14 protein-coding genes are annotated in these 25,117 nt (G+C 39.1%); 6 read left to right on the top strand and 8 right to left on the bottom strand.

What is annotated here, in order from left to right; all coding sequences use genetic code 11:
• Positions 1-22: 22 nt before the first annotated feature.
• From GSQ74_RS03595 to GSQ74_RS03570, 6 genes are all read right to left on the bottom strand, one after another.
• Positions 23-1,648 carry a sodium/sugar symporter gene (locus GSQ74_RS03595; RefSeq protein WP_158990157.1) on the bottom strand — a complete coding sequence of 542 codons (1,626 nt, stop codon included), beginning with the start codon at positions 1,646-1,648 and terminating at the stop codon, positions 23-25.
• A gap of 118 nt (positions 1,649-1,766) precedes the next feature.
• Positions 1,767-3,311, bottom strand: coding sequence for a glycoside hydrolase family 28 protein (locus tag GSQ74_RS03590; RefSeq protein WP_158990155.1), 1,545 nt, complete (start codon positions 3,309-3,311; stop codon positions 1,767-1,769).
• A 22-nt stretch (positions 3,312-3,333) separates the two neighbouring features.
• Positions 3,334-4,491, bottom strand: coding sequence for an acyltransferase family protein (locus tag GSQ74_RS03585; RefSeq protein WP_158990153.1), 1,158 nt, complete (start codon positions 4,489-4,491; stop codon positions 3,334-3,336).
• Between the two features lie 16 nt (positions 4,492-4,507).
• Positions 4,508-6,727, bottom strand: a complete 2,220-nt coding sequence (locus GSQ74_RS03580) for an alpha-N-acetylglucosaminidase (protein ID WP_158990151.1) — start codon at positions 6,725-6,727, stop codon at positions 4,508-4,510.
• Positions 6,728-6,857: 130 nt separating this feature from the next.
• Entirely contained in the window at positions 6,858-8,531 is a 1,674-nt protein-coding gene (locus tag GSQ74_RS03575; protein ID WP_158990149.1) for a RagB/SusD family nutrient uptake outer membrane protein, read from the bottom strand.
• 23 nt (positions 8,532-8,554) lie between these two features.
• Positions 8,555-11,587 (bottom strand): SusC/RagA family TonB-linked outer membrane protein, encoded by a 3,033-nt coding sequence (locus GSQ74_RS03570; RefSeq protein WP_254060804.1) that lies wholly within the window; start codon positions 11,585-11,587, stop codon positions 8,555-8,557.
• 325 nt (positions 11,588-11,912) lie between these two features.
• Here GSQ74_RS03570 and GSQ74_RS03565 point away from each other — a divergent pair, with 325 nt between their 5' ends.
• From GSQ74_RS03565 to GSQ74_RS03555, 3 genes are all read left to right on the top strand, one after another.
• Positions 11,913-12,923 (top strand): LacI family DNA-binding transcriptional regulator, encoded by a 1,011-nt coding sequence (locus GSQ74_RS03565; protein WP_158990147.1) that lies wholly within the window; start codon positions 11,913-11,915, stop codon positions 12,921-12,923.
• An 848-nt stretch (positions 12,924-13,771) separates the two neighbouring features.
• On the top strand, positions 13,772-17,446 hold the full coding sequence (locus GSQ74_RS03560) for a hypothetical protein (protein ID WP_158990145.1): 3,675 nt from the start codon (positions 13,772-13,774) through the stop codon (positions 17,444-17,446).
• 25 nt (positions 17,447-17,471) lie between these two features.
• Positions 17,472-18,212 carry a protein kinase gene (locus GSQ74_RS03555; RefSeq protein ID WP_158990143.1) on the top strand — a complete coding sequence of 247 codons (741 nt, stop codon included), beginning with the start codon at positions 17,472-17,474 and terminating at the stop codon, positions 18,210-18,212.
• Between the two features lie 211 nt (positions 18,213-18,423).
• Here the strand turns inward: GSQ74_RS03555 and GSQ74_RS03550 are convergent, their stop codons facing one another.
• Together GSQ74_RS03550 and GSQ74_RS03545 are read right to left on the bottom strand one after the other, a co-directional pair.
• The gene (locus GSQ74_RS03550; RefSeq protein ID WP_158990141.1) at positions 18,424-19,137 is read right to left on the bottom strand and encodes a hypothetical protein; all 714 of its coding nucleotides are present in this window, start codon (positions 19,135-19,137) and stop codon (positions 18,424-18,426) included.
• Positions 19,124-20,308 carry a DUF262 domain-containing protein gene (locus GSQ74_RS03545; protein ID WP_158990139.1) on the bottom strand — a complete coding sequence of 395 codons (1,185 nt, stop codon included), beginning with the start codon at positions 20,306-20,308 and terminating at the stop codon, positions 19,124-19,126. Before GSQ74_RS03545 ends, GSQ74_RS03550 begins: the two co-directional genes overlap by 14 nt.
• Before the next feature lie 238 nt (positions 20,309-20,546).
• Between GSQ74_RS03545 and hsdR the strand changes: the two genes are divergently transcribed.
• The 3 genes from hsdR to GSQ74_RS03530 are packed head-to-tail and all read left to right on the top strand — an operon-like array spanning position 20,547 to position 25,042.
• Positions 20,547-22,940, top strand: a complete 2,394-nt coding sequence (gene hsdR, locus GSQ74_RS03540) for an EcoAI/FtnUII family type I restriction enzme subunit R (RefSeq protein ID WP_158990137.1) — start codon at positions 20,547-20,549, stop codon at positions 22,938-22,940.
• A 2-nt stretch (positions 22,941-22,942) separates the two neighbouring features.
• Positions 22,943-24,055 carry a YhcG family protein gene (locus GSQ74_RS03535; protein WP_158990135.1) on the top strand — a complete coding sequence of 371 codons (1,113 nt, stop codon included), beginning with the start codon at positions 22,943-22,945 and terminating at the stop codon, positions 24,053-24,055.
• Positions 24,056-25,042 (top strand): class I SAM-dependent DNA methyltransferase, encoded by a 987-nt coding sequence (locus GSQ74_RS03530; RefSeq protein ID WP_216846672.1) that lies wholly within the window; start codon positions 24,056-24,058, stop codon positions 25,040-25,042. It begins immediately after the preceding gene.
• The last annotated feature ends 75 nt before the right edge of the window (positions 25,043-25,117 follow it).

Below are 25,117 nucleotides of genomic sequence, written 5' to 3'. Positions count from 1 at the left end.
ATTTTTATTAATCGTTATTATTTTACCAAAAAACTGTATACAACGCCGCCAGGATACCGCAGATAATCACTGCTGATATAGTGAAAGCCGGTGTTACCTTAAACAATTTACTATCAATTTGCAGTATTTGTTTATTTTGCTTGCTGCTATCAGCTATTGTAATAATCACCATCAAAGCACTTACAATGAAGAAAACCCAGGTCATGCGGTTTAAAAACGGGATAGCGGCGATGTACCCATTAGTAAGCTGCGGTAAAAACTTAAACAGCACAGAAAGCGGAATGGTTATCACAGCCCCGGCAAGCGCTGCCCGCGAAGTTGTTCGTTTCCAGAAAAATCCAAGTAAAAATATGGCCAGTATTCCCGGTGATATAAAACCTACATACTCCTGTATAAACTGGTAAACCTGATCAAAACTGCGTAAGGCAGGTGCTATAACTATAGCAATAAGCGATGCTGCAATAACAACCCACCTGCCCACATTTACCATGCGTTGCTCTGATGCTCCTTTGTTTAAATATTTTTTATAAATATCAAGTGTAAAAATGGTGGCGATACTATTGCACTTACCGGCTAATGAAGCAACTATGGCAGCAGTAAGCGCCGCGAATGCTAATCCTTTTAAGCCGGTTGGCAGCAGGTTCATCAAAACAGGGTAAGCGTGGTCAGGTTTCAGAGTGCCTGCCGCATCCGTCATTTCATGGTGATAAAACCCATGATTATATAACACATAAACAGCAATTCCCGGTATTACCACAATAACGGGTACAAGTAATTTTAAAAAGGCGGCAAACATTAATCCGTTGCGGCCGGTTTTCAAATCAGCACCCAAGGCGCGCTGTATAATATACTGATTACAGCCCCAATAGTTAAGGTTATTGATCCACATCCCACCGGCCAAAACAGCTATTCCCGGCAAGTCATTATAATATTTATGCCCGGGGGGAAAGATCATGTGGAAATGATCACCGGCATTCTTTTTTAATAATGGCAGGGCCTCAAACACAGTTTTTACACCAAGTTTATCTGCTATTAAATGCAACGAAAGATAACAGGTAACCAAGCCGCCCATAATTAAAACAAAAACCTGTATCACATCGGTATAACCAATCACTTTCATACCGCCAAGCGTAATAACGATGGAAAATATACCCAACGCTACAATACAGGTGCTGAATGATATGCCAGTAATGGTTTCTATAGCGGCCGCGCCCAAAAAATAAATGGAAGTAAGATTTACAAACACATATACCAAGAGCCAAAAAACAGCCAGAACAGTACTAACCGTATCATTATACCTGTTTGCAAGAAACTGCGGCATGGTATAAATATGATTTTTAATGTAGATGGGCAGAAAGAATATGGCCACGATAATAAGCGTAGCCGCGGCCATCCATTCATAGCTGGCTATGGCCAAACCCATTGCAAAGCCAGAGCCCGACATGCCAATAAAATGTTCGGCTGAAATATTGGACGCGATGATTGATGCCCCGATAGCCCACCAGGTGAGCGAACCTTCGGCCAAAAAGTAATCTTTTGTTTTGCTATGTGTCGATCTTTTATTACGATACACCCAATACCCATAACTGGTAACTACAATAAAGTAAATGAAGAAAACAGTATAGTCGTAGCCCGAAAGATGGTTCATTTACAGTAAGGTTTTTTTTAATTGGATAATTTAAAGTTGATAAAATTTACAGCGATATATTATTTATCGCGGCCTTTTATTTACGTAATCGTTTACGTAACAATGGTTAATTCACAGGCTATTGCACCTGTATATTTTGTTTGGCGCTGCCAGGTATCTTAATATCTTTTAAAACCAAACCGCTTACTTTGTTGAGTAATACCGCCGGTTTAGTTTTTACCTGCGAGATGTTTAGCGCATTTAAGCTGAGCCCTTTTACATCATCGGCAATAAAAGCGGGGCGATAATCAGTTCCCTTACAGGTTAGTACCATGTTTTTAATTTTAATACCATCGGCATGTCTGATGTAAAAGCCCCAGGCAGGTAATTCGCCAAACATGGAAAATTCAGGGTAGTTAGATATTCTTTCGGGTACTCTTTCAAGACTATCTATGCCAAAATCAGCCACCTCTTTTTTTGCCCCTCCTGCATAATTGATGGTGATATTTTCAAGCGTGACATCCTCTACCCTGCTACCGGGTATCCCTGTAACAGATGATGGAAAAACATTATGCGGCGCCGAAACTATAGGCCCTTCCATAGCGTAACCAGCATCGGGTTTACCAGCAGGAACATCAACTTTTACATTACCAATATATACCCTGCGCAGTACACCGGCATCTCCTTTTTTGTTACGATGGCCTAGCCTTATTACAATTGCATTGCCGGTATTTTTAGCCACGATGTCGCGTATATCAACATCCTCAAGTACTCCGCCGTCAACCGTTTCAATAGCTATAGCCGAACGGTAAGTATCATAAACAGCAATGTGCCTAATGGTGATCTTCTTAAATCCACCCAATGATCCGGTACCCAACTTTACCGCGCTCGCGCTTGAGCGTACCCTGCAATTTGCCACGTAAACATTTTCGCAGGCACCATTAGGGTCTTCTGATTTAAGGCAGATACCATCATCGGCAGCGTTAAAAAAACTGTTGGTCAGCTTTACATTTTTACAGTCAACAATATCAATCCCGTCATTATTCCAGTAGGTAACATTTTCCACCTTTATGCTGTCAATCACCAGGTTTGAGCAACTTTTATAATTCTGTGTCCAGCATAAACCATTTTTAATAGTTATGCTCTTAATATGTATATCGTCACAGTTTTTAAATTCAATAAGTTTAGGGCGGTTATCTTCTGTTGGTCGCATCTGGTGCCAGGGATTAGGTTTGCGCCATTCAGTATCCTGCAAAGTACCGGCATTTAAGCGGCGATAAATATCTTTTAACAGCTCATGACCTTGTCCGTCAATAGTACCGTGTCCGGTTATGGCAATATGATGCTGATGATTAGATACAATTAGCGCCGAAGCTTTGCCTGCACCGTAATCGGTACGTAGCGTGCTTCCCAACAGGAATGCGTTTTTATCAAGATGCAGTTCAACATTCGATTGAAGATTTAGTACCCCGGTAACAAACTTCCCGGCAGGAACTAAAACCCGCCCACCGCCATTAGCTGACGCTTTATCGATCGCTTTTTGGATAGCTGTTGTGTTATTAGTTTTACCATCGGCAATGGCGCCATAATGCCTGATATTATAAGTTTTTATTTGTGCCGATACCGTTACGCTGATAAAACCGGATAACAAAACGGCAAATACTATTTTGAAAGAATATTTCATGTAAATAGAATGATATAATTGGTTAAACTTTTAAAAACAATTTATTGCGATACAACATGTATAAAAACAGGAGTTGTATCAGGGTAACACTTACTGCTGTCCATACGGCTTGCCATGCCAGCGGGGTTAAGTGAACAAGTCCGCCTAGCAGATAGTCGGCAGTATGCCCGAAATCAACCAGGCCTTCTGAACACAGATAGATCAATATAGAATTAGTGCCTATCCACACAAAAGGGATGGCCCACTTTTTGGCGCCTGCTACATCAATAACCAGGTAAAATATTGATAACAAGATCAGGCTCCAGCCGCCCACATATAACACGAATGAGCTTGACCATAAGCGTTTATTAATAGGAAACTCCGCATTCCATAACAAACCTAAGGCTATCAACACTAAACCTGCACCAAAAAGCAACAACCCTTTTTTATACATAGGCCAACGGGGCGATTGCCATTTTAAAAAGCTACCAGTAAATACACCAAGCAATGCTGTGCCGATAGCGGGTATGGTAGAGAGTATGCCTTCAGGGTCGTGTATTTTATCATGCAGCCTGCCGGGCAGCAACAACCTGTCTATATATGATTCGAGCGAGCCCCGCATAGTTAATACGCCAGCCCCATATCCGGGCACTGGGATAAATAGCATAGCCGCCCAATATCCGATCAAAATCCCTACAAACCATATTATTTGTCCGCGCAAATTGAAATTAAGGTAGATGAGGCCGGCAAAAAACCAGGCCAGACCTATACGACCCAATACGCTGGCAAAACGTGTATTTTCATATCCGTTAAATTTAAGCGCGCCATTTACCACCATACCCAGCAGTATTAATATCAATGTGCGCCGTAACATGGAAAGATAAATGCCCCGCTTAGTTTTTGCCGACAGTTGATTGGCTGATTGGACACCAGCTTTTGCAATTTTATTGCCCATGGAGTAAGGCATAGATACACCGGCGATGAACAGGAATAATGGAAAGATCATATCATAAAAAGTGATACCATTCCATACCGTATGGTGCAGCTGACCCGAAAACCATAAAAGCACCGGCCATTGCGTAACCTTTGCCAGCGTATGGACGATCTGCTCGCCACTCATTATCCAGAACATATCAAACCCACGAAGGGCGTCGAGAGAGACCAGCCGTTTAATTGGTTGTATGGGTGATGGCGTTGTCATTTTTTTAAATATTTCATTATTTATAAACCGCCCCTATCACTTTACGATATTTATTATAAATAGCATTGGCCTGGCTTATACTGTTACCACTGGCTTGCAACGGGTAATTTTTATGGCTGTTTACCCATTGCCATTCCCATTGGCTTATTGATTTATCAAAGCCCGTTATATCAGCTTCCTTCCCTTGTCGTAGCGCATTATCCAGTAAAGCGAAAAACTTCTCCCACCTAACTTTATAGAAATCATTGAGCAATCCACTCCATTGTCTGCACGAGTACTCATGCAGCGGACTATTGGCATTACCCCAAAGGGTAATCAGATCACGTGCATTGCGTTCATACAAATCCTTTTCGGTTATGGTATTACCTTGTTTACGGGCATCAGCCAGCCATGGGCCCAATAAAAAATCCTTACGGGTTGCTAACAGCGCATCCATATCGCTAATAAGTTGCAAATATTCCCGACTGTATTTTTCAAAATCAGCTCTATTTTTTTGGCGATAGGCATTTACCCACTTGATTTGCAATGGCAGTGCGTAGTTGGCCAGTGCCTGCCGGGTTACATCCACCAGGTCATAGCGGAAGCCATCACTGCTGCTACAGCTTGGGATAGCCTTCATCATCGCATCCCAGGCGGGCAAAAAATATTGGGGTTTATAGTTGAGAGTTGTATGTGTCCAAACGGTATTGGAATCAAGCGTTGGCCTACCGGTAATAATAGATTCCGACCCGTCTCTTATAATGTTTCCGCCGTTATAAACGGTATTGCGTAGTACCTTCCAGGCTTGTTGTGTGTATTTATTAATATGGCCATATCGGTTTACTTGGTACTGTTTTAACCATTCATCAAGATTAATGGGTTCATCCTGCCAGGTATTGCTGGTCATGAGCTCATAAAGCACTGGGTTTTGTTCAATAGCTTCCATTGTAAGGCCTATCCCCTCCATTTGCTTTGATTTTGGATCTTTCAACGCTGTTGCCGGACCATTGGCTACTTCGCTCATACGGCCAAAAAGTACAATGTTACCTCCAAAGTTGTGCAGCATATTCCATATCCAAGGTTTGCCGTAAAAGGCATCGGTACGTTTCCAAACCGGTTCAATCTCGGCAGCCAGATCAAGAATTATCATGTGCTCATTGGGTACAGCGTCCAGCAAAGCCTTAATCTGGGGGGCCTTCCAAAATTTCCTATCATTGTAAAACAACCATCCCTGCATTACCCATGTTGCTTTTGGGTCGGCATTGCTCATGGCCTGGTACACCCGTGCACTTAAAGCCGAAAGGTAGCTCGTATCATTGGTTGGCGGTTCGTTCTCATTAAAGGTATCGGCAGAATATAAATGATCTGTTCCGTAAAGTCTGGTTTGTGTTTCAATAAACCTGCGACCTATTTCGGCAAAAAGCGAATCTTTAGTATCTAATATATAAGTATCGGCAAAGCCGTTGTTCCAGTTAATTTTTTTAAGTTTTGATGCCGGAAAATATTTTTGGAATGATGGCGGTACATGCCCGGTGAAAGATTGTAGAATTGGTGTCATACCCAAGTCGCGTTCGCTCCGTAGTATCTTTTGCTGTAAATCACGATGACTTTGCATCCAGCTTAATGGCAGCGGACCACCCCAACCATCCAGATTCCCCATCCAGAACCATGAAAAATAAGCAGGGCCGCAGAAAAAATCCTTTAAATCAGCATCAGAAAAACCCATGCTTTTGTAAACTTCGTACCAGGTATATTCCTGCCCGGTGAGCGCCAGCGGCATGTTGATGCCGTGGAGGGCCATCCAGTCAATTTCCTTTTGCCACCTGTCCCAACCCCACCAGCTCATGCTGTAGTTAAAAGTGCAATAATTAAGGTAATAGCGGTAATTATACGGGGTTGTTTTATGAATTTTATGTGGAACAACTGGCAACACTTTAGGTAAGTTTAGATTAGTACCGTTCCAGGTTACCTGGCAATGGCAATATTGAGTAAGATAGTTATACAGTGCCGAGGCTACCGCGACACCATTATTACCTCTTAATATAATTTTATTGTGTTTGCTTTCGATTTCAAAATCATCTTTATCGCCAGCTGTAAGTGGTTCAACCATAAATGATGAATATCTTTGGGGGATTACCCTTTTAATGAGCGCATAAGATGCAGGAATGTTAAGTTGCGCCAATACCTTAGTATTACCTACAACAATTGCAAGCAAAACACTAATACTGAATTTAAGATAGTAATTATTTTTTTTCATAAACAGAGGATATAAAATAGGGTAGTAATAGGTTAGTATTACGCTATTAAATATCATTAAAAAATAATAGAATGCGGGTTGTAGCCCACATTCTATTATCAACACATATCAAACTTTATATTATATTCTATTAATAACCTGTGTTTTGCACCAGTTTAGGGTTTGATTGAAAGCCTATAGTAGGGATCGGGAAAATTTCACGATAAGTGTCTGTATTTGTTTTACCCAGGCCCCAGCTATCTTCGTAATGACCGAATCTGATCATGTCATTACGGTGCCATGATTCCCAGGCGAACTCTTTGCAACGTTCGTTATAGATATCGTTAAGCGTTACGCTGGCTAATGCCGGTGTAGTGGTACGAACGGCTTTTATCTGGTTGATCAATGACAGCGCTGTGGCACCTAAAGTTGCTGTGCCTCCTCTTAAAATCGCTTCAGCTTTCATTAGTATGATATCGGAATAACGGAAAACTGGTATGTCATTGTTCTGGTTCCTGCTGATCGTATTAGTATAGTCAGGAAAAAACTTGATGTTACGAATACCTATGTTCCAGGCAATTTCGTCGTTACCCAGGTCAAATGATGTTGCCCCGTTGCGTGACCCATTATCTACCAACGGGGTTATGTTAAGCGCATAAGTATAACTACCGGATGGGTTACTACCGGTATAAAACTGGTTATATCCTAAATTGGTTGTATAGACCATTATGGGCGTACCATCAGCCCAATACTGCGGGCCTGTTAACCATTGTTTATTACGTATATCATTGGGGTCGTCAAAATGGGCATAATAGGAAGCTGTTGTCATTCGCGGCCCGCTTGGTTGATTATTTACCAAACCGTTACCAGTACTTTGGTTCAATACAGGGTCGACATAAGAACCTGCCGTTGAACCGGAATATGAGTACTTTATACCCAAGTTACGGTTTAGGTCATATCTTGCATAGAACATATAGCCGCTTGTTACCGATGCATCATAAGGTATTGCGAAAATGAATTCCTTCATGCTCGGCCCATTAGTAGGATAAAATTGTTGCAAATAGGTTGCCATCGGTTCAAGCCCGAAAGACCCTGAACTTATAACCTGATCGCAGGCGGCAATGCAGTCATCATTGCGGCTTGTCCCCGTGTAAACCTGTGCATTAAGATACATTTTTGCAAGCAGGGAGTAGGCGAACCATTGAGTTGGTTTACCATATGTTGTAGTACCTGTTGCGGTTGGTAAATATGGAATTGCCGCCTTTAACTGGCTTTCTATCCATGTAAATACTTGTGTGCGGGGCGTATTAGTATGTAACACGGTATTGCCATAAAGCGTATCTAACGGTACATTACCATAATTGTCCATCAGCATGAAGTAAGCAAAAGCACGCATGGTTTTTATTTCGGCTATACCCGTGTTTTTAGCACTGCCGGTTGGGGCAGAATTAAATATGGATAAGGTTTGATTGCTGACGCCTATGATGTTTTCGCAGTAAGTCCATAATGAATTTACCCAGGCGTTATCCTGTGTCCAGGTGTGGCGATGCAATTCAACATACTTATTACCATCAAGCCAGTTACCGCCGAATGTTGGTAGCACGGCTTCGTCTGTAGAAGCATCTTCGCAAAAAAAGTAAGATCCGGAGTAGTCATTTCTCACAGCAATGTAAACCGGGCCCGAGGCTTCCTCAAATTGTGCCTGGGTTATTGGAAATACAGACGGGGTAAGCTCCGAAGTTACCGGCACGTCAATTTTGTGGCAGGAGGAAATTACCAGGCAGATAAATAAAATGCCTGTTATTCCAAAAAATATCTTTTTCATGTTCTTAATCATTGTATTTAACATTATTGTAAAGAGATAACAGCGCCCACAAGCAGTGTACGCGTTTTAGGATAAAAGTTATTATAATCAATACCTGGTGATATACCGCCCTGGTTTATTTCCGGGTCAATACCTTTATAACCAGTAACAGTTAGTAGGTTGTTGCCGGTAAAATATACCCTGATGCTACTAACGCCGCTGAAAGGCATTTTGAAATTGTAGCCCAATGTGGCATTATCCAGTTTTACATAAGAACCATTTTCGACATACCGATCAGAGTAATAAGAATTCTTGGTATCAGTCATTTTGTCGTTTGCGGCTGATTCGAGCAGGTTATATTCCGTTGCACCGGTAGTATATGATAGGTCGGCACGGGTAGCATCAAATATCTTGTTACCGAATACTCCCCTCAGGAATATGTTCAGATCAAGGTTTTTATACCTGAAGGTGTTGCTCCAGCCTAATATTACTTTAGGCTGTGGACTACCCAGATAGAAATAATCTGTACCTATAGTTGGGGTGGTAGTAGTACCGCCACCTTTCTTATAAAATAAAGAATTGCCGTTTGCATCTTTACCAGCGTATTTATAAGCAAAGAATTCGCCAAGCGGCTGGCCTACCTTTAGTATTTGCAGTGTTGCACCAGTTTGTCCGGCTCCTTCAGGGTCTGAATATCGGATGGAGTCGCTATTGCCATAAGGGCTCTTTAAACTGGTAATTTTATTCTTATTGTAGCTGGCAGATAATGAGCTTGTCCAACTAAATACCGGCGAACTTACCGGGTTAGCTGACAGGCCTAATTCGATGCCTTTGTTGTTGATACTACCGCCATTTGTCCAGATAGAACCACCTGGCACCAGCGCTTGCGAAACAGAGTATTGAAACAACATATTGGTGGTATTTTTATTATACACATCAATATCACCGGAAAGCTTTCCTTTCAATATACTAAAATCCACACCGACATCTGCTGTTGCAGTACGTTCCCATTTTAAGTCAGGATTTGAACCTTGTATTGGCCCGTAAGCTGCTGTTTGAATACCATTGTCATAAAATGTACCACTGGTGCCATAAACAAGCTTAGCGGTATAAGCGCCAATGCCAGATGAATTACCTGTTACACCATAGCTTGCGCGTAACTTCAGATTATTAAATACCGACTGATCGTTCATGAAATCTTCTTTCGAGATAACCCAACCCAAACCAACTGATGGGAAGTAGCCCCAATAGTTATTGGCGCCAAAAACCGAGCTGCCATCACGCCTGATCGATCCTTGAAAAAGATACTTCTGATCATAATTGTAATTTACGCGTAAGAAGTCGGATATATTCAGAATAGTACCGTAAGTAAAGTCGCTACCTTGATTAATACGGTAGCCTGACACGGCATAAGGATTGGCTAAGCTCAGGTTTTCAAATCCGGTATTGTCAGTCGGGAAATTTGTTGATGATGTTTGAAAACCATCGCCATATATATATTGTTGATAAGAGTATCCCAGTACGGCGTTGATGTTATTCTTGCCAAATGACTTGTCCCAAGTCAGAAAAGACTCAATGGTTTTGGTGGTATTGGCATAGGTTTGCCTGTCGGCAAGGCCGTTTGTGCCAAAAGTAATAAGTGAGTGCGATATACCTATACCGGGATTTGGGTTGCTGTAAAAACCAGATGTTGGGTATTGGTTGAAGTAACTGCTATAGTATGTACCATCGTTCCAGGTGGTTTTCTCATAATCCAGATTGATATTGTATTTTAAACCGAATGGCAGTTTGAGTTCGGTATCAAAAGCGCCAAGCAACACGTTATAGTTTGACTTGTCTTGCGAGTTAGCAACCATTGCAACTGGGTTAAAAAGATTTGGAACTGAAAGATCCTCAAAATAGCTACCATCGGCATTTTTTACAGGCGACATAGGCAGGTGTTTTGCAGCTTGCAGCAGCACAATGTTTTCAAGTGGCTCATTGTTTGATGTGCTGTAAGAGTTGGATAGGTTAATGCTGAATTTCAATTTGTCATTCAATGCATATTGGTCAATGTTCAGGCGACCGATAACGCGCTGTAGAGAGCTGGCGGACAAAATACCTTCTTTATTAAAGTAATTCAAGCTGGCAGCATACGTGCTATGCTCCCCACCGCCTGTAAGCGACAGGTTATGATTTTGCGAATAAGCGGTGGAACGCTCAATAGCATCCATCCAGTTTGTATTTGCACCTAGGTTCTCGCCTGGAGTAGCGACAGCATTATTTGCTTTTAAGTATGCATTTAGTTGACTTGAATTCATAAGGTTAAGCGTACTGCTAACTTTTTCCATGCCTTCATAGCCACTGTAAGTTATCTGTGACTGGCCCTTTTTGCCGCGGCGGGTAGTAACCATGATAACGCCGCTGGATGCTTTATTACCGTAAATTGCCGTGGCTGCAGCATCTTTTAATACATCTATTGAAACAATGTCATTAGGCGCTACAGCCGATATGTCGGCGCCGGGAATACCATCAATCACATAATACGGTGAGCCTGGGCTGTTTACGGTTGAGGCCCCACGTAAAATTACAGCTGCTGTACCATTCGGGTCCCCACTGGCAGTAATGTTAAGACCGGGAACTTTACCCTGGAGCAGTTGCCCCACGTCGGATATAGAACCTTGGTTCATATCTGACTGTTTAATGGTGGAAATAGAACTCGTGAGTGTTTGGCGGCTGCTGGTACCATAACCTACAACCACTACGTCATTCAATGTTGTATGGCTTTCGGTAAGCGTTACATTAATGTGGCTTCCGTCGCCTACAGTTACATCAAGTGGCTGAAAGCCAACAAAGCGGAACAGTAATACATTTCCATTATTGGCATTAATAGAAAAATTCCCTTCAACTGATGTTGAAGTTGCTTTGTTACTACCCTTTAACTGTACAGTTACACCTGCCAACGGGTTCCCTTTGGTGTCCTTTACAGTTCCTTTAACAACGCCGGTTTGCGCACCGGCATTACTAAAGCAAAAGAACAATAACACGATACCAAACAGATATCTTGCCATAAATAGTTTTTGTCTAATTGTTATCATATTGGTTTATTTAATTGGTGACTTTTTTATAGCTTAATTAAAAGCAAAGTACAATACATTGGTTTAATATCTATAACTGTTTAACAAACACTTAATAGATGCGTTATTATTAAAATTGGTAGCAAAGGTTTACTTGATTACAAGTTGTCTGGTTAAATAAATGGCACTTAAAACTCGCTTTTTTGTGACATTCAAATTACAAGATTATCTAAAAGTGAAAATTTTAGAAATCGCTTTTATCAATTTGGTAGTATTTATTTACGTAAACGTTTACGGAATAATAGTATATTACACACTAATAAACCAATATATTATACTTATAAAAATGGGAGCAGTCAATATAAAAAAGCTTGCCTTTGAACTGAATTTATCAGCGGCAACAGTTTCAAGAGCTCTCCGCGATAGCCACGAGATTAGCCGTGAAACCAAGATTCGGGTGCATGAAATGGCCAAAAAGCTAAACTATGAACCCAATCCATTTGCCAGTAGCCTGCGCAAGCAAAAAAGTAAAACAATTGCGGTAATAGTACCTGAAATTGCCAATAACTTTTTTTCACTTGCCATTAACGGTATTGAAGAAGTAGCACGTGAACGGGATTATCATGTATTGATTTACCAAACGCACGAGAGTAGCGAAATTGAAGCATCCTTTCTGATGCGCCTTTTAAGCGGGCGCGTTGATGGTATTTTAATATCCCTTGCCTGTGAAAATGTTGACAAAGAACAGCTTAAAAAAATAAGCGACCAATTGCCGGTGGTTTTCTTTGACAGAGTACATGATGACATTGAAGGGGTAAAAATAACTACCGACGATTATGAAAGTGCCTATAATGCCGTACAACACCTTATTGAAAACGGGTGTAAAAAAATAGGATATTTATTGGCTCTTAACACCTTATCAACCGGTAAAAATCGGCTACGGGGTTATCTTGACGCTTTAAAAGACAATGCGTTCCCGGATGATAAAGAATTAATTATGGAAAGTGGCGCGAACGGTGATGAAAACTACTCGCTTATCAAAAAGCTTATCACTGAACAGAAACCCGATGGTATATTATCCTCTATAGAGGAGCTTGCCATGCCTTGTTATTATGCCTGCAAGGAACTGCAATTAAATATACCAAATGATTTAAAACTCATTAGTTTCTCAAACCTTGCCCACGCCGAACTGCTTAATCCGTCGCTTACTACTATTAACCAACCTGCTTTTGAAATAGGTATGGAAGCGGCAGGCATTTTATTTAAAATATTTAATAAACGATGGTATGAGCCGAATGAAACCATTATATTAAAATCCAACCTGATAAAAAGGGAATCCACAAGGGGCAGCTTTTAAAAAGAGTATCAAAACAATATTTTGGTAATGTATCAATCAAGCTGGTATGAGGCCCAATTTAATTTGTGGCTTTTTCGTTTATACCATGTCATCGTTGCTTTTTTATGCAAATTTTATGCAAATAAAAAACCCCACTCGCCAGAGTAGGGTTTAAATTATGATTTTCAAGCTCCTGAGCCTGGACTCGAACCAGGGGCCCTCTGATTAACAGCAAGAGCCTCAGTGTATATAATATCCTAATTGTCAGTATTTTATAACCTTAAATTATTTCACTGTTACGTATTTGTAACGCATTTTGATCTCGCATCGCCATGTTTCGCATATAAATCAAAATTACTAAATGTTCGCTGCAAGTGAAAATTATTAGCTTTTGCATAGTTAAAATTGCCCAGTTCGCTCCCGTTAGGCATTAATTAAATTTTCTGTGCGACAAACCATTCTATGTATTGCGCTAAAACTGTCGGCGGCGCCTAAAGTGATTTTGCCAATTGATGGTTCTTTTATTATAAGCGATTAGCGTGCAGTACTTGATTGCTAGTGATTAGGATCATTTTTCGCCACTTTTTTAAAGGTGACACCAGCTGAATTGAATTTTATTGTCACAGAATTAGGGTAAAATTTCAATTATTTTGTCACAGAATTAGGGTGAATGTATTAAAATTGATATTTAAAAAAAGTTAATATCCTGAATAGGTGGAGGTAACATTTTATCAACCGTATTTCATCATGAAAACGCAGTGATCTTTTAATAAATTCTTCTGAAACCTAATCTACTAATAACACAATTCACAAGCTCACGAAAAGGTTGTAACTTTATCATCTTAACTTGTTTAACCTATTGTTATCACATGAAATCATGGCTGCTTCGCCTGCTAGACAGGTTTATAAAAATTCTTCAAAAATATCGTGAGACAACTATTGCTGAAGATCAAAGAGTAAGTCACCCTTATCATTCGCTTTCGCCAATCGGAACCGTTGAGGAAGGGGAGTACACCGACGCACTATTGTGGGCATTACAAAACCGGAAAGAACAGGACATTAAGAATATTGCGCTAACAGGGCCATATGGCTCGGGTAAGAGCAGTATTCTCAAGACCTTTCAAACACAACATAAAAAGCAGTTCAAATTTTTAAATCTGTCTCTTGCCACTTTCAAAGAAGAACTTAAAGAGATTTCCAAACAAGGTAAAAAAACAAAAGAGATGAGGGATGAAAGTAAAGATTTACTTCGCCTCATAGAACTGAGCATACTTCAACAAATATTTTATCATGAAAAAGACAGCAAGATCCCAGACTCGAGATTTAAGAAGATCCGAAGCTTTAAAAAAAGTTACTTAATTGGAATAGCGTTAAGTATTTTAGTCCTTCTGCTTTGTGGTTTTAATCTTTTTACTAAAGAACAATTTTACAAGCTGTTCGGAATTTCGATAACTTCGGATCATCAAATTATTGTACATTATATCAGCCTAGCCGTTTTTATCCTCGGCGTATTTTATATTTTATATCGCTCTATACGACTACTGAATAGCATTAAGGTCAGTAAATTGAAATTCAAGGATGCGGAAATTGAAATTGATGAAGGCATCAGTAAATCAATACTTAACAATCATCTTGACGAGATTTTGTACTTCTTCGAAGTTACACCTTATGATGTTGTGATCATTGAAGATCTGGACAGATTTGAGCAAACAGAAATATTCACAAAATTACGCGAATTAAATCTTCTGATCAATAATTCAAAAAAGGTTAAAAAGGATGTGACTTTCGTTTATGCGGTGCGCGATGATATGTTTCAGGATAAGGACCGTACAAAGTTCTTTGATTTTATAATTCCAGTTATTCCTGTAATCAACTCATCAAATTCAAACAACAAACTACTAAAGATCGTTCAAGAAAACGAATATAATATTTCTGATGACCTGATCGATGATATTGGCTTATTCGTTGATGATATGCGTTTGTTATATAACATCACAAATGAGTATCATCTATACAAAGGATTGCTTGATAAAAAACTCAGTCAAAATAAATTATTGAGTATGGTTGTTTACAAAAATATCTTTCCAAACGATTTTGTCAAGCTCAGTAACCGGGATGGGGAATTGTACAAGATATTTGCAAATAAACAAACACATGTAGCAAGTTTACAAAAACAAATAGAAGAAGAAATTGAGGGGTTAAAAGAGGAAGTGAAACGCCTTGCCGAACTTAAAATTACCGACATAAAAGATTTGCGGATGCTATACTTGGTTCGCTATCCAAAGCATCTTCAATATTTTCACGGATTTTATCATATTGATAAGCAATATCCACTTGAGGATGTGGCAGATGCGAAGCTGTTTCAGTTACTAATTGATAAAAAACTGCGTTATAATAATTTCGGGTTTATCCAATGGAATAATTCATACAATCTATCAAATGCTTTGGCCGATGTTGATTTCAAAACGATTGAAAAAGAAGTCGATCCCAAAAAAACCTACGAAGAACGTGTAGCGGAAATCACCAAAGACAGTGACAGCAATATTGCCGCTTTAAGACGGCAAATAGCTGAAAAAGAGAAAAAGAAAACTGGCGCACGCCATCTTAAGTTAAAGGAATTGATGTCGACCGGGGCATTGAAAATTGAAATTGAAGACAAGAAAAAGTCATTATTGTTGAATGTTTTAATGAGGGCTGGCCACGTTGACGAAGAATACCTAGATTATATTTCCATTTTCTACGAGGGATCAATCACAAAAGATGACCGGGATTTCTTGTTAAATGTAAAAAGCCAAGTCGCAACAGACTTTGATTTTCAACTTCAGCATTTGGAAAAACTAGTACCTAAAATCGGCTTAAACGATTTTGAACAAGCTTATACTTTGAATTATTCTCTTTTAGATTTCTTGCTTACCGATAAGAAATATGATTCTCAAATTAGTGCAACTATTCATGTGCTCAAGCTTGCTTCTAAGGGAACATTAACATTCATTGATGGGTTTATAGACGTTTGTGAAAACATTGGTGGTTTCATCAATAAAACTGCAAAAGCCTGGCAGCAATTCTGGCACGTGATCAGTCAGCAAAGTGCTTATTCTGACGAGCAAAAATTCAAGTATTTGAATCTTATAATAAGTTATGCCGATTTGGAAGACATAGAAAAAATGGCAAAAGAGAGTAATCTAAGAAGCGCATTGATGAGCTGTCAAAACTTACTTTCTGATTTAACCCATCCTGAGAAACTGGAATCAGTTATCGTTGCCCTGAAAATAAAATTCTCCGATATTAACCTGGCAGATGCGCCACAAGGTCCGGTAGATTATATCTATAAACAAAATGCTTACGAACTAACAGAAACGATGGTTCGGAGGGTAATGCAAGTAAAAGGCATATACGATGAAAACAGTTTTGACAAAGCAAATTATGAAGCCATACAAACCTCTGAAGCTTCGTCATTAATCACCTATGTAAACGAAAACATACCCGAATATGTCGCCATGATTTATTTGCCTTTAAAGAGCAATACCTTAGAGCCCGAAGAAACACTCATCGAACTCCTCAATAAGGAAGATCTCGAAATCGAGGACAAAAAGGCTATTCTGGATAAGACAACAGCGATTATTTCTCGGTTGGGTCAATCTGGAACTAATGAACTCGACACACTTCTATTACACAATCTGCGCGTAGCGCCAGCTTGGAATAACATACTTAATTCTTTCGAAACCAATGAGAATGAATTAACGGATCAGGCCATTTTGTTTTTAAATCACTTGCCAAATGCGGAAGCCTTAAGCGAAGATTTAATTAAAAATAGCGAATCTTCCGTTGAAAGTGAAAACTTATTGATTGTCGCGTTACTTAAAGCACCATCAATTACAACTAAGGCATTCGAATTTTTAGTGAAATCAATAACGGAAATCGAACCGGAACCAGATTTCGCAGAAATGGATGAAGACCGTACAGAAATTCTGATTGATAATAACCTGGTGTTGCTTTCACCTGAAAATTTTGCTTCGTTAAAAACTAATTTCGAAAGCCAGCATATCGGATTAGCAGAGGGTCAAAAAGAATCATTTATCGCAGATATAGGTAGATACCCGTTGGATGCCGAAGATCTAATCAAATTACTTAAGTCGGACAAGTTTGATATTGGTCAAAAACTGGTTGTGCTTTATTCCGTAGAAGAAGACATCGTAATTGTGAATACAACCCTGCTTGCCGTCATAGGGCTTTTAGCTATCTCGAATACTGCATTTAAGTTAAAAAAGAGAACTTTAATGGCTATTTTAACTAAAACGCTAACATTACAGGATCGCATCAAGCTATTCAATATGAACTTTATTAGTTTCACGGCTGTCGATGTAACCACCATGTTGGAATTGTTACCACAACCCTATTCAGAGGTTGCCATAAAAGGCCGACGTCCACTATTACCCCATGGCGAAGAAAACAATTATTTTGTCAATAACTTAAAGACACTACAATATATATCAAAACGGACAGAAGAAAAAAAAGGCATCCGTATCTCGACCTTTCAAAAATAAACCTGCCTTTAAGCCTATTAAATATATGTTTGACTTTCGATCAACCAAGACAATTGAGTTAACTACTTGCACACCCATCGACAAGGATAAAGGAGTTTATAGCTTTACAGAATCGGTAACCGGTAAATATTACGTCTTAAAAGTATTTGAAGTTAAAAATTTCAATGACTACCAAATTGTCGAATTTAGGAAGCTGGCTTTATTGTCTGCCGAACCTGAGATTGCAACTGTTTATGGATTGGTTTCTGTCCAAGATGGTGAAAACACGTTTATCGGTTATATAATGGAATACATAGACGGTGATACACTCGAAAATGTATTAAAACCCGACGTTTTCATTTCTCTCAATTATTACAATAGTGTTTTAGAACAGTTGGCCAAAGGAATGGAAAAGGCGCATTACTTCGGCGTAATTCACGGCGATTTGAAATGGCATAACGTCATGATAGACGCATTTGGCAACGTAAAAATCATCGATTTTTTCTGGGCTGACAACGGTGCTACGGCTGCGGATGACATTGAGAATTACAAAGAAATCGCTTTTATACTCTATAATAAGCTTTCCACTTCAAATCAAAAGCATGCGGACGTAATTCATCAGTTTATTCAATCAATCACCATTTTTAAGGATGCGGATAGTTACATCGCAAGTTTGCAGGAAATCTCTTTCGAACTGGGCTTTCTCAGCCCGAAAGGCAAACTCCTTTTATCCTATCTTATTCATAACGAAGAAAGCGAATTAAACAGAGCAACTAAGTCAATGTGAATTAATTACTTATCGGCTTAAAGCGTGTATAACCAATGGATTCCCGGGCGACTGTGAATTAGTTGTATTTATCAATTTTCGAATTAAGTTATTAAAATGGCACCGATTGAATAAAGAGTTCGAATTCCTTAAAAATCCGGATGACGAAGGCTTCCTCGATCTCACTGTGAGCGACGATTGGGTAGCAGCTCCATTTGACTAATTTAATATTTTAATTGTCATCTACCATTACGTTATATTTTTCATACAAAGCAATAAATATTTTGTCAATCAAAATCAGAAGCGTAAACCTAACGAAATAATTATCGTCTTTAGGATTTGAGATAAATAGCGTTTTTAAAGTTGGTAAATTATCTTGATAAGAAAGTGTATTATGAGCACATCGGTTTCTATGCTTGTATAATAGCTCGTATTTTGGTTTGAGATTGTTCTCTAACAAACTACTGTTAGATGCAAATTGATTTGCAGGAATTACATTGTTATCATTTAAAAAATCGTGAAAGTTATTCTGAGCCCAGGTAGCTACATTAGAGCCTACAAAAAGTGCTTTAATCTCGGATAAAGTTTCGGCTGAAATTAAATTTCTGTCAAGTTCTGCTGTCACATCAAAACCGGGTTCATACTTTTTTATAAGATCTATCAAGTCTTTGTAAATGCTCATTTTTTCCGCGTAGTTTGAACACTCGCCAAGCCTTTGTTGAGTAAATCTAAAGTACCTGTATTCATAATCCACGGTTGCTAGTTCCCAGCATATGCATTTCATTTTTTGCTCTTGAAAACCTGTCATCTTAAGAAATACAGATTGTAGAACATATTCGCTTAACGGATAAGTCTCAATGCCATCTCCAATCCCAATATTTGCTGCCACCACTTCTTTTAATATACCAATGATAGGCGATAAAATAAAGTCTCTATGCTTGTTCATAGGTATAGTTATTATAAATGCCAATCGAGGCATCAATACGTTCTTTTAGATATTTAATAGCACTCGGTGCTTTCTTGTGACGTTCGTCGGACCTAAATATTTGCGTCTGCGCATCCAATGCCGCTTTTAGCCCATCCCGTGCTGCCACATCAACCGCTCTGTCCTCAAAAACTATTGAATAAATAAGGCCAAATAGGTACATATCTATTTCAATTATAGAACCAAACTGTTTTTGAATACCTAACGATTCAATCGCGAGGTTTAAATGTCCAAATCGCGCAGAGTAGTTACCATCGGGAAAAATATCATTAAAATTTTTAAACAACGGCGACGGTGTTTCCCCAACCATAGAATAAATATATTCTTCATAATACTTTTCCATCTTGGGCTTATAACCTCTTGCAACCCTGTCACTGTTGCCGTCTTTAGCATATTGGGACAATAAGGCTAGGAATCTGACAAAATCTGCTTTAGTGATGGTATTAAAATTTTTGATCACAAAATCTTTCATAAATGCCGGATCAAAGAATGGCACCAGGTTCTTATTAAGGAAATATAACGAGGCTCTGCTTTCTTGTGGAAGTAAAGATTCACCTTGGATGTTTATATTTCTGAAGACTGAAGAATAATATTTTTGTTGTTCCTGCTGATCGTCCAGATGCGGTACCAAATACGAAAAACCTAAAAAAGTATTTTTCAAAAAATCATCCGTAATCTCAAAGTCAACGATCTTGTAATTGCCTTCAACGATCTTATTACGTATTTCTTCTTTGTTTCTACCTTTTTCCGTGAGTTTCCGAAAATCCCAAGCTAAAATATCATCCAATTGCTCATCATCCTCTGCCTCATCATCATTTTCGTTAGCTAACCGTTCAACTGTGTTGTTAAAATATTGTTTATCGGGATATAGGCCAAGGTAAGCTAATAGAATGCTTGTTAATCTTTGTTGGCCATCTAGAATTAGATTTTCGTTTGTTTGCGCATTTTTAAAAGCGCCAATAGTAATAGGCGGCACAAATTGTTTCTTTTGAAATGTGTCAATGAGCGTTTTTACTTTGGTTTGGTTCCATACAAAGAATCGTTGGTAGTCGGGAAGAATAATGTTTTCTTTTAAAATAAGATCAAGCCAATGGCTTAATGAGTATTGTCCGTAATAAACGCGGTTATCCATTGATGAGTAAGGTTTAAATTTTTTTAATGCTATATAGGCAGTCAATAATAACTAAATTAATTCAGGGTTGATACTAGTTTATCCGTTTAAATACCAAATTGCTATTTTCCAATTTGATATTTTAACCCACCAGCTTCGGCTATACAACGGCCAAGTAATAATACTTTCCAAAATGATTAAACCATATCAAAGGATTTAATTACCTTGCTTATTTATTTTTAATAGTTTCGCTTAACCTATGCCCGATAAAAAGAGCCTTTCCGAACGTGATATTTGTACTAAATACATAACTCCTGCCCTTGAAACATCGGGCTGGAATAGACATACGCAGCTATTAGAAGAAGTTTCATTTACAGATGGCAAGATCTATGTTCGTGGTAAACTAACAGCCAGGGGTAAGCAGAAGCGGGCGGATTACATCCTTTACTATAAACCCAACATTCCAATTGCCATAATTGAAGCGAAGGATAATAAACATTCGGTAAGGGCAGGTATTCAACAAGCCTTAGACTATGCTAAGATATTAGATATACCATGTGTATTTAGCAGCAATGGCGATGGCTTTTTATTCCATGACCGTACAGCTACCGATGATAATATTGAAACGGAAATTGGTATTGATAATTTCCCATCCCCAGAGCAACTATGGGAGAAATATAAAACCTATAAAGGCATAGCTACACCAGCCGCCGAAAAAATAGCATCACAAGATTATTTTTTTGACGGTACAAGCCGAAAGCCTCGTTATTACCAACAGATAGCAGTTAATAGAACGGTAGAAGCTATTGCCAAAGGTCAAAACCGTATCATTCTCGTAATGGCTACCGGCACCGGCAAAACATACACAGCGTTTCAAATCATACATCGCCTTTGGAAAAGCGGAGCCAAAAAACGCATCTTGTTTTTAGCAGACCGTAATGCTTTGATTGACCAAACAAGACGTGGTGATTTTAAGCACTTTAAAGATAAAATGACGGTTGTAAAGAACCGGCAGATTGATAAAAGTTATGAAATCTATTTGGCATTATATCAAGGATTATCCGGTACAGATGATGATGCTAACGTTTACAAACAATTTTCGCCAGACTTTTTTGATCTGATTGTAATTGATGAGTGCCACAGAGGTAGCGCAAAGGAAGATAGTTCATGGCGTGAAATTCTATCTTATTTTAAAAATGCAACTCACGTAGGCTTAACGGCTACGCCGAAAGAAACTAAAGAAACCAGTAATACAGAATATTTTGGTGAGCCTGTTTATACCTATTCGCTAAAGCAAGGTATAGATGATGGTTTTCTTGCGCCCTATCGTGTTATCAGGATTGGTTTGGACGTTGATACTGAAGGATGGCGGCCGCAACAAGGCAAAACAGATAAGGATGGTTTTGAGGTTGAAGACCGGATATACAATCGAAAGGACTTTGATCGTAGTCTTGTTATTGAAGAGCGTACTGAATTAGTCGCCCAAAAACTTACAGAGTTTTTAAAGGGCTATGATCGTTTTGCTAAAACCATTGTGTTCTGTATGGATATAGACCATGCCGAACGTATGCGTACAGCCTTATCAAAGCAAAATGCTGATCTGGTAGCCGCTAACTATAAATATGTCATGCAGATTACTGGTGATAACGACGAAGGCAAGCGGGAGTTAGACAACTTTATCAATCCTGAAGAAAAATATCCGGTTATAGCTACTACATCCGAACTAATGACAACCGGCGTTGATGCCCAAACCTGTAAAGTAATTGTATTAGATACCAATATATCTTCTATGACTAAATTTAAACAGATCATAGGGCGTGGCACCCGTATCAATGAAGAACACGGTAAACTCTATTTTACCATATTAGATTTCAGAAACGCAACCGACCTGTTTGCCGATAAAGATTTTGATGGTGACCCTTTAAGAGTAAAGCCTGTTTCGCAAGATACTGACTTAGGTAACATCATTGATGAGGAAGAGCAAGATACCACCCCCATTATAGATGACATATCGGGCGATGAAATAGAAATTGTGTCGCCCGAGATCAGAAATTTAGTTGCCGAACCGGGTGCTGAGTATAAAAAGCGGGAGAAAATATATGTTAATGGCGTAGATGTTTCTATTTTAATTAGCCGCGAAATGTATTTTGACCAGCATGGTAAGCCGATTACCATAAGCCTGAAAGACCACACTAAAGAAATCATAAAACAGAACTTTGCCTCGTTAAATGATTTTTTAACGCAGTGGAATAATACCGACCGTAAAGAAGCAATTATAGCTGAACTCCAAGATCAGGGTGTTATGGTTGAGGCTTTGTATGATGCTGTAAATAAAGAAGTTGATTTGTTTGATCTGATATGCCATGTAGCTTATGACCAACCACCTTTAACCCGAAAAGAAAGAGTGAATAATGTTAAGAAGCGCAACTATTTCACCAAGTATGGCGACCAGGCTAAACAAGTTTTAGAAGCCTTGTTAGATAAATATGCTGACGAAGGCATAGGTAATATTGAAAGCATGGAAGTTTTAAGGGTGAACCCATTTGATGGATTTGGTTCGGCTTATGAAATTGTAAATGGTATTTTTGGAGGCAGAAGCAAATATCAGGAAGCTTTAAAGGAATTGGAACAAGAGTTATATCAAAGGGCATAATTATGGAAGTAAGTAAAGGCGGGTTATATGCTGATATTAAATCTATTTTAGAGCAAGCAAAGGGAAATGTCGTTAGGGCGGTTAATTTTTCAATGGTAATGGCGTATTGGGAAGTTGGGAAAAGGATTGTAGAAAACGAGCAACAAGGTAATGAACGATCTGCTTACGGGAAAAATACTCTAAAAGAACTCTCCAAAAAATTAACAGCAGATTTTGGACAAGGGTTTTCTATATCCAACCTTGATAATTTCAGGAAGTTTTATCAATTATTTTCTAATAAATCAATTCCCTACGCGGTGCGTGGAGAATTGGAAGAAGAAGCACAATCCATTGAAAACCAGATTGCAAGCAAGAAAATATCTGAGAACTCAATTCTCCACGCACTGCGTGGAGAATTGAGTTGGACGCATTATCGTTTACTGATACGTGTAGAAGATGAGGCAGCCCGAAACTACTACATGAATGAAGCGGCTGAACAGAATTGGAGCACACGGGTATTAGAAAGGCAGATCAATTCTTTGTATTTTCAAAGATTGTTGTCATCTAAAAATAAGCAACCTTTGATTGCCAAGACCGAAGCAGAGAACCAACAAGACCAACCAACTATCTTAGATTTTGTAAAAGACCCTTATGTACTTGAATTTCTGCAATTACAGCCAAATGCTACTTTGTATGAAAGGGAACTGGAAACCGAGTTGCTAAGTAAGCTACAGTATTTCCTGTTAGAACTGGGTAAAGGCTTCTCTTTTGTCGCCAGGCAAAAACGGATCTCGGCAGATCATGAGCATTTTTATATCGATCTGGTATTTTACAATTACATACTAAAATGTTTTATCCTAGTAGATCTGAAAGTTGGCAAACTCTCCCATCAGGATATTGGGCAGATGGATTTATATGTCCGTTACTATGAAGACCAAATAAAACAAGATTCAGACAACCCTACCATTGGGCTTATTTTATGTACCGAAAAAAATGAAACCATAGTTAAATACTCGGTACTAAAAGAGAGCAAACAAATTTTCGCCTCTAAATATAAGTTGTACCTCCCATCGGAAAAAGAGTTGATAGACGAGTTAAACGCTGAATTAGAGCAGCTTAAAAATAAAAAACTATAAATGAGTAATATAAGCGGATTAGTAAAGAGTATTCAGAACATCATGTGGCAGGACACCGGCTTAAATGGTGATGCCCAGCGCATTGAACAATTAGGCTGGATGCTGTTTCTAAAGATATTTTCAGATAAGGATAAAGAGTTAGAGCTGATTGACGATAACTATATTTCGCCTATACCAAATAAATTTCATTGGGTAAACGAAAAAGGCAACTGGGCTGGCGATGATGAGGGCATAACTGGCGACGAACTATTAGAGTTTGTTGACCGCCAGTTATTCCCGGCTTTGCGTAACCTTGATCTAAGCACAGGCAACAAACGTGCTATCATTGTGCGAGAAGTATTTGAGGGCAACAATAATTACATGAAAAGCGGGATTAATATTCGCAAGGTGTTGAATAAACTGAATGAGATAGATTTTAACGTAGCCAAAGACCGCCATGCCTTTGGCGAACTATACGAAACCATATTAAAAGAATTGCAAAGCGCGGGTAAAAGCGGTGAGTTTTATACCCCACGCGCAATAACACAGTTTATTACAGAAACAATAAACCCACAACTCGGCGAAAAAATATTAGACCCTGCATGCGGTACGGGTGGTTATTTAACCTGCGCTATTGAGCATTTGAAAAAGCAGGCTAAAAATGTAGAGGAACGCAAAAGCATCGAAGTAAATATTGCCGGGTGGGAATATAAACCATTACCTTATTTGTTAGCGACCACTAACTTAATACTGCATGACATTGAAGTGCCCAATATTAGGTTTGGCGATGCTTTAGACCAGCCTTTAAGCAACTTTACGGAAAAGGACAGGGTAAATGTAATATTGGCCAATCCACCATTTGGCGGCATTGTTGCCAACAGTAACGAAAACAATTTCCCGTTAACCTACCGTACTAGGGAAAGCGCCGACCTGTTTTTAATATTAATGATACACCTGCTTAAACAAAGCGGACGTGCGGGTATAGTGTGGGTATTCCGGGGAAGCTGACCATGTGATTCACTGGCAAAGAGAGCAGTGATTTAGCTGGCGGCAGAGTTCAGCAGATGCTGTAAAAGCGTTTTC

It is taken from the genome of Mucilaginibacter sp. L196, from assembly GCF_009765905.1.
Taxonomy (GTDB): domain Bacteria; phylum Bacteroidota; class Bacteroidia; order Sphingobacteriales; family Sphingobacteriaceae; genus Mucilaginibacter.
The sequence above is the reverse complement of the archived record's forward strand: the minus strand, read 5'-3'. Positions and strand labels throughout refer to the sequence as shown.

Excerpts from the sequence above, each read along its gene's own strand:
- hsdR (WP_158990137.1), top strand. The coding sequence starts at position 20,547 with ATGCCCGATAAAAAGAGCCTTTCCGAACGTGATATTTGTACTAAATAC.
- GSQ74_RS03595 (WP_158990157.1), bottom strand. The coding sequence starts at position 1,648 with ATGAACCATCTTTCGGGCTACGACTATACTGTTTTCTTCATTTACTTT.
- GSQ74_RS03570 (WP_254060804.1), bottom strand. The coding sequence starts at position 11,587 with ATGATAACAATTAGACAAAAACTATTTATGGCAAGATATCTGTTTGGT.
- GSQ74_RS03580 (WP_158990151.1), bottom strand. The coding sequence starts at position 6,727 with ATGAAAAAAAATAATTACTATCTTAAATTCAGTATTAGTGTTTTGCTT.
- GSQ74_RS03565 (WP_158990147.1), top strand. The coding sequence starts at position 11,913 with ATGGGAGCAGTCAATATAAAAAAGCTTGCCTTTGAACTGAATTTATCA.
- GSQ74_RS03555 (WP_158990143.1), top strand. The coding sequence starts at position 17,472 with ATGTTTGACTTTCGATCAACCAAGACAATTGAGTTAACTACTTGCACA.
- GSQ74_RS03575 (WP_158990149.1), bottom strand. The coding sequence starts at position 8,531 with ATGAAAAAGATATTTTTTGGAATAACAGGCATTTTATTTATCTGCCTG.
- GSQ74_RS03535 (WP_158990135.1), top strand. The coding sequence starts at position 22,943 with ATGGAAGTAAGTAAAGGCGGGTTATATGCTGATATTAAATCTATTTTA.
- GSQ74_RS03550 (WP_158990141.1), bottom strand. The coding sequence starts at position 19,137 with ATGAACAAGCATAGAGACTTTATTTTATCGCCTATCATTGGTATATTA.
- GSQ74_RS03585 (WP_158990153.1), bottom strand. The coding sequence starts at position 4,491 with ATGACAACGCCATCACCCATACAACCAATTAAACGGCTGGTCTCTCTC.
- GSQ74_RS03590 (WP_158990155.1), bottom strand. The coding sequence starts at position 3,311 with ATGAAATATTCTTTCAAAATAGTATTTGCCGTTTTGTTATCCGGTTTT.
- GSQ74_RS03560 (WP_158990145.1), top strand. The coding sequence starts at position 13,772 with ATGAAATCATGGCTGCTTCGCCTGCTAGACAGGTTTATAAAAATTCTT.
- GSQ74_RS03530 (WP_216846672.1), top strand. The coding sequence starts at position 24,056 with ATGAGTAATATAAGCGGATTAGTAAAGAGTATTCAGAACATCATGTGG.
- GSQ74_RS03545 (WP_158990139.1), bottom strand. The coding sequence starts at position 20,308 with ATGGATAACCGCGTTTATTACGGACAATACTCATTAAGCCATTGGCTT.